General features: G+C 60.3%; 4 protein-coding genes and 1 pseudogene. All 5 read right to left on the bottom strand.

From position 1 onward, the window contains the following. Positions 1-493: 493 nt before the first annotated feature. The 5 genes and pseudogenes from FHT19_RS24180 to istA all read right to left on the bottom strand — a co-directional run bounded on the left by FHT19_RS24180 (position 494) and on the right by istA (position 6,226). A complete protein-coding gene (locus tag FHT19_RS24180) occupies positions 494-2,029 on the bottom strand; it encodes an alginate export family protein (protein ID WP_168558141.1) in 1,536 nt (511 codons plus the stop codon). A 95-nt stretch (positions 2,030-2,124) separates the two neighbouring features. Beyond that, positions 2,125-3,528 (bottom strand): MFS transporter, encoded by a 1,404-nt coding sequence (locus FHT19_RS24175; RefSeq protein ID WP_210425833.1) that lies wholly within the window; start codon positions 3,526-3,528, stop codon positions 2,125-2,127. A gap of 276 nt (positions 3,529-3,804) precedes the next feature. Continuing rightward, positions 3,805-4,086, bottom strand: a pseudogene (locus tag FHT19_RS24170) (IS481 family transposase); the annotation flags it as partial. A gap of 53 nt (positions 4,087-4,139) precedes the next feature. Then, positions 4,140-4,940 carry an IS21-like element helper ATPase IstB gene (gene istB, locus FHT19_RS24165; protein ID WP_168558140.1) on the bottom strand — a complete coding sequence of 267 codons (801 nt, stop codon included), beginning with the start codon at positions 4,938-4,940 and terminating at the stop codon, positions 4,140-4,142. After that, on the bottom strand, positions 4,940-6,226 hold the full coding sequence (istA, locus tag FHT19_RS24160; protein WP_168558139.1) for an IS21 family transposase: 1,287 nt from the start codon (positions 6,224-6,226) through the stop codon (positions 4,940-4,942). Before istA ends, istB begins: the two co-directional genes overlap by 1 nt. Between the last annotated feature and the right edge of the window lie 169 nt (positions 6,227-6,395).

Genomic DNA, 6,395 nt, shown 5'->3' with positions numbered 1-6,395 from the left:
CCATCGCAAGCCTCCATGTGCTCGCAACGTCGAATCAGATTTTCACCGACTTGGGAATCCCCAGCGTGAGTCAGCCTCAGCGCACATTGGTATAAGCTCAATTGCGACAGTGCAAATCAGGGATGCACGGTCATGACAGGTCTCCGGCTTTGCGCCGGACCACCCGGCGCGCGTCCGAGTCGGACACCCATAGGATCTGCAACGAAGAGCGACCGCACAGCGCGATCGGGAATATCCCCCCGATCATGCTGGCAAACCCGACCGGGGATACCAGCCCCCCGGACCCGGGCCAGGCGAAAAACTCTAGGTCCGAGCGGTCCAAGGTTGGGTAGCAGTGCATGACTACCGAAAGGTGGGGTCAATATTGGGCGCCGATAGGGGGTCAGTTTTACGCGCCGGTTGACAGCCATTGCGAAAGGAGCATTTGCGACAATTCTATAAAATTACATGCCTAAATTGTCGTTTTCATTTTAAAAAAGCGTCATGCCAGCGATCAAAAGCGTGATGAAATATAGACCGATGTGTAAAGGAGATTTTTCCCATCTCCAGTCTCATGCAAAAACTTACCCGCCTGAACTCGATTGATGTACAGGCCGGTGACCACATACCGGTTCCATTGATAATCAAGTCGGGCCGTGTTGCGCAGGCCCACATAATGCGCCGAGCTTTCGTTGGCTCTCCGCAGGATCGCGCCAGTCATGGCGTAGAGGTTATCCTGATTGGTGGTCCGCCAAAGCCCAGATGCCGTCACTTCCATGGTCAGCTTTTTGGATGGCTTCATGCCGAAGGAAAGGCCTGCTTGGATCAGGTTCGAGTAGCCGAACTCTGCTGTGAAGGTTTGACCTCTCGACCAGAGGAAGTCGTACGTGCCCGAGGTGCCGTTACCCGAATGTCGATCTCCTGATCCGATGTCTGTGCGAAAACCGACTCTGGGCTTCCAGGTCCCCGGGAGCTGATAGGCGGTATCCATACCGTAGAACCATGCCTTGATGGTCTGCCCCGCAGCCGTCTCGCCATGCTGGCCGATAATCTCGATATCATAATCCAGCTTGCCTTGGCGCCCTGCTAACCGCGCTGACAATGTGTCGCGACGGGCGTTGAACAATGGCACAGCCGCACCTTTTCGGTCCGAGTGGATATAGAGGATCTCCAACTCGGCATTTTTGAGCAGTGGGTTGAGTTTGCGCGCCGCATGGGCGGCAATGAATGAAAAGTCGTAATTGGTGCTGTCGTTGAACGAACCCAGCTTGTCGCGCACGGCCCACCCGCCCAGTAAACCTATGCGCCATTCGCCATTTTGCCACTGAGTGCGGGCGGCGTCGAAGGAGCGACGCGTGTTCGGAGCGTTACGTGCATCGAACAGGCGTGCCTTGCCGAAAGAAATTTCCTGACGCCCCGCACGAACGATGAAGCGACCGCCAGATTCATTGGTGGGCAGACTGATTTCAGCGAAAGCCTGATGCAATTCTGCGGTGTTCGCATCGACAGCATTGGGCGTGACGTTGGCCCCATGCGTGTCGGTCGCCTCGATCTCGGTGAAGGTTCGCAGATAATCGGTCCAGTGGATGTCGGCCCAGAGCCGTACTCGATGCTGGACATCTAGGCCACGATCTTCTGCACCGCGCCCGAAGTTGAGGTGATCCCGCGTTTCAGTGCGCAGGCGCGCATCACCTCCAATGGTGAGATAACCATTGGTCCATAGCGGAATGTGCTTGAGTTTGGCCCAGGTGGTCGTGCGCATGGTCGGGTCGGCGTACTGGGTGTAGGTCTCGTCATAGGGCAGCGGCTGGAAGGCGAGCGTAGACGGGAGAACGCTGGTCGGCGCGTTCACCGGATGTGGCAGATTAAGCGGTGGAGCAATGACGGCCTCGGCAGCACCAGGCGCGTGCTTCGATTTCGCTGCCTTGGATGGCTTGCTTTCGACAGTGGCTTCGTTCGCGGTTTGGGCAGCCGCTCCGGTTGACCCCGCCATGAGCGCAAATATCCCGGCACCGAGGCTTACGCCCCGGCGCAATGCCAATCGCTTCATTGTTCATCCCCCGATTTCAAATGAATGGCGGCTACACCGAATTGTCTGGCCCCGTCGGAAACACCCAGTCCGACGAGGCCTGCATAAGTTCGATCTCACCGGCGTGTGGCAGTTGCCGCGCGCGGGATATGGTTCTTGAGCAGAACGATGGCGACCATTGCACCAGTCATCGCGAACGCCAGCAGCCCGAGATAGCCATTCGCACCTCCTCTTGTGATCACGATCGCCCCGGCAAATGCGCTGAGAATGGCGCCGAGCCGCCCAACCACCAGTCCGGCGGCCGTGCCGGATGCACGCACCTCTGTGGGATACATGTTGCCCGCGACCGCATACATGGTGGACTGAACCGCATTCACGAACAGGCCGTGCACGCCAAGTCCAATCACGAACAGGCTGGTATCTCCGGCGATGTTGAGGCCGCGTAGATAGAAGGCGCTGATTGCTGCTCCTGCGCAGCAGAAGGCGAGCGGCCAGCGCGAACCGAAGCGATTGATTGCAACCGCACAGGCCAGTGCGCCAAACACCCCGCCAAGATTGTAAGCGGTGAGGCCGCGCCCGGCGACGACCACACTCAGTCCCTCGTTGGTCAGCATGGTCGGTAGCCAGCTGAAGGCCAGATAGACCGCGAGCAGGGTGAGGAAGAATCCAGCCCACAAGGCGATCGTGCTTAGAGCACGGCCGTCTGTGAAGAGCGCCTTCACACCGCGCCCGGTTTTCACGACCTCTTCGGGAGCTTGCGCGAAAGTGGCATGATCTGGGACGGTACGGCCCATACGGTGGAGCAGGGCGACCAGCGCGGGCCATTTGAGCTTCTTGCGCGCTAGCCAGCGCGGCGATTCTGGCAGGGCTGCGAGCAATATGAGCGATAGCACCAGGGGAATGGCGCCCCCCGCGTAAAACAACATGCGCCAACCGAATGCGGGCAAGATCTGCGATGCGAACAGGCCGGCAAGCATGCCGCCGAGGGGTACGCAGACGATCGTGCCGGTGATGGCCATGGTGCGGTAGCGCTGCGGGGTAAATTCGCCAGCCAGCGTCGTCGAGGCGGGAAGTGCGCCGCCAATACCAAGGCCGGCGCAGAACCGCAGGATAGCGATCGTCCAGATGTTGGGCGATAGGCCGATCGCGAGCGTTGCAACACCGAAGCAGACCACCGACCCCAGGATGGAGATCCGACGACCATAGCGGTCAGCGATAAAGCCAGCGATTCCGCTGCCGACCGCCATCCCGACCAACCCCATTGCCACGACCGGCGCAAAGTCAGCTTTGGTGACACCCCATTCCTTTATGAGAACTGGAATGGCAAAGCCAATTAGTTGGCCATCAAACCCATCGAGGACAATGGAGAGAGCCGCTAGCAGCACCACGAAGCGCTGGAGCAAACTCCAAGGGCCACCATCGATAACCTCACCAATGCTGAGGGTTGTGCCCGAAACAGGATTGTCATCCAGCCCTAAAGAGTGAGGGGCTTCATGTTTCCGATGGTTTTTCTGCGCCAAAATACCGCGATCCTCTGCCTGCGCCTTCTGGCGTCTCTCATTGCATTATAGATTTGATGTCAAACTATCAACCAGAAAGAAGATGGTGTCCCACTTCAACCGCGACGAATGGAGTGTGCGGCAAGAATTTTCAGATGCGGAAAGGTCATCTGAATAGGGTCGAAGCACTCATTGGCAAGGCCACCACCGGGGTGCCGTGACTCCGTCCCCTCTGTTCATAGTCCGGCGTCATGGAGCCGTCGTCCCCTGCCATCGGGCCCAGCCTGACTGGAGGTCTTAGCTGTCTGGTTGTGAGACCTCATTGGCGTAGAATAGGATTCGGTCTACTTTATTGAGCAGATCATTCTGATCTGCAGGTGGCTTGTAAAGTTTGTTCTCGAGGCGGCTGTTGAGCTTGAGGCGCTCGCCGACTTTGTCGATCGGCGAGAGACCGTTGAGGACTCTCTGCCTGCGTCGATTATAAGCGCGGTTGAAGCTGATCAGCAGGATCTCGAGGTCTTGATGGCCGGCGACATTGATTCCCAAGACGTCGCTGGCAACGCGACCGTTGAAACGCTGTCAACCGAACCGAAGATTTGACCCCTTGGGCGAAGTGAAGAACTGACCCCCATTCATTGCGCATTGGTTTCGGTTGGCTCAAGCGTAGGTCCGGCCTTCTGCAGAAGGCCGGACCTACGCTTTTCGCGAAGTCGGTAGCTGTCACCGCGGATGGTCACTACGGTGGAGTGGTGAAGCAGCCTGTCCAGGATCGCGGTGGCGACTACGGGATCGCCGAACACACCGCCCCATTCCCCGACCGAGCGGTTGGAGGTGATCAGGATCGATCCCCTTTCGTAGCGGCGTGAGACCAGTTGGAAGAACAGATGAGCGGCATTGGCTTCGAACGGCAGATACCCCAGCTCGTCGATGATCAGCAGCTTGGGCCGGGCAAGCTGTGTCAGCTGTTTGTCGAGCGTCCCGTCGTCGTGGGCCTTCGCCAGCATCGCTACCAGCGTTGCCGCGGTGACGAACTGGACCGAGTAGTTTTGCCGGATCGCTTCGCGCCCCAGTGCAACGGCCAGATGCGTCTTTCCGGTTCCGGGAGGTCCCAGGAACAGCGTCGTATCGCCATGCGCGATCCAGCGGCACGTCGCTAGTTCCCGGACTTGACCCGGATCGAGCGAGGGCTGCGCATCGAACTCGAAGCCGGCCAGTTCGCGTACGAACGGGAACTGGGCGATCTTGCTCGCCATCGATATCCGGCGCTCGTCGCGCCGCGCGATCTCCCGGCCGACGAAGAATGCCAAAGCTTCACGCAGCGTCATTTTCGAGCGCGCCGCTTCGTCGAGCAGCGTGTCAAGCTGGTCCCGGATCGCTGACAGCTTGAGCCGGTCCAGCATCGCCACCAGGGCTTCATGATCAACCGCCGTCATCACCAGCCTCCTCCGACCACAGCCTCGTATTCGGCAAGTGGCCGTAGCAGGGCCGGTGGCGGCATCTGCTGTGGCGCCGTCACGCGGATAGGACCGGTGCCCACCAGCCCTGCCAGATGCGTCCGGTCGACGATCCGCTGCCGGCGCCCCTCGCACACTGCATGGTCGGCCACGACTTCGCCTGCGTGACGCACGATGACACGGCCCGCGAGAACCACGACCTGCACGGTCTCGCCGACCAGGCGCCAGGGCACCGAGTAGCTGTTGGTGTCGAGGTCGATCGCGCAGTCGGGGCGCACTTTGCGAATCAGATCGCGCAGTTGGCCGAATGGAGCACGGCCGCCAAGCGGACGAAGCGCGGCAACTTCGTCGGCGAAGCGAACCAGCGGCAGTTCGCCCGTCGTGCCGTGTACGCGCACATCGGCAATCTCGCGGTTCCACTGCTCGAGATGTGCGACGAAGGCGCCCCAATTGACGAAGCGGCGACCCGCGACCGCATTGCGCTTCACATATCCGACACCGCGCTCATCCTTGCCCTTGGTGCGGGCTCGGTATGGCGCGCTGGCTCTTGGGCTAAAACCCCAGTAACGCGCGAAGGCATGGAGCCTGGCATTGAACCGCACCTCGCGCGTCGCTGCGTCGTGATGCTCGACCAGCGCCCTGGCGTTGTCGAACAGGATCTCCGCCGGCACTCCGCCGAACCGCAGAAACGCGCCCTCCATCCCCTCGAACCAGTCAACCTGGCGCTCTCGGATCGAGGGCTGAATATGCATTCGACGCGAGTAGCCCAGCGTCGCCACGAACAAATGTACGCGCATGCGTTCGTCGCCGATCCATACCCGGACCTCGCCGAAGTCTATCTGCAGCTGATGCCCGGGCCGCGTCTCGAAGCGCACCGTGGCTCGCTTCTGAGCCCTCAACTCTCGCCGCCAGCGCTGGCCCCGCAACTCGACCGAGCGCAGGCCGATCTCGATCCCATGCTCGCTCGCCAGTTCCTGGCGGATGACATCGGCATTGCCGCCGTGCCGGAAGAAACGCTCGCGCAGCCAATCGTCGAGACCGTCGAACGCCGTCTTGCGCTCGGGCTTCGCGAACGGCACCACACCGCCGGCGCGAAGGTAGCGGCGCACCGTGTTACGCGCGCAGCCAAACTCCTTCGACAGCCGCTTTGCTCCCCAACCTAGCTCATGCAGCCGCACCATCGCGGCCACCTCGTCGGGCTGCAGCATATCGTCTCCCCGCACAGCCAATTCCTGTGCGGAAAACTCTGTAATCACATTCGTCATCTGTCTTTCCCCTCGTCAGCCGCAGGGGTCAGTTCTCAGATTCGGCAGGGGGTCAGTTTCTCAGTTCGCGTGACAAACGCTCGACCATACCGTTGGTCTGCGGCGTGTAGGCCTTTGTTTGCCGGTGCGGGACCTTGAGTTGCGTACACGCCGCCTCGAACGTGCCCGC

It is taken from the genome of Novosphingobium sp. SG919 (assembly GCF_012932495.1).
Taxonomy (GTDB): Bacteria; Pseudomonadota; Alphaproteobacteria; order Sphingomonadales; family Sphingomonadaceae; genus Novosphingobium; species Novosphingobium rhizosphaerae.
Note: the sequence above shows the minus strand (reverse complement) of the source record. Positions and strands in the feature narration are given on the sequence as shown.

Coding starts and splice junctions, on each gene's coding strand:
- istB (WP_168558140.1), bottom strand. CDS start 4,940: ATGACGGCGGTTGATCATGAAGCCCTGGTGGCGATGCTGGACCGGCTC.
- FHT19_RS24180 (WP_168558141.1), bottom strand. CDS start 2,029: ATGAAGCGATTGGCATTGCGCCGGGGCGTAAGCCTCGGTGCCGGGATA.
- istA (WP_168558139.1), bottom strand. CDS start 6,226: ATGACGAATGTGATTACAGAGTTTTCCGCACAGGAATTGGCTGTGCGG.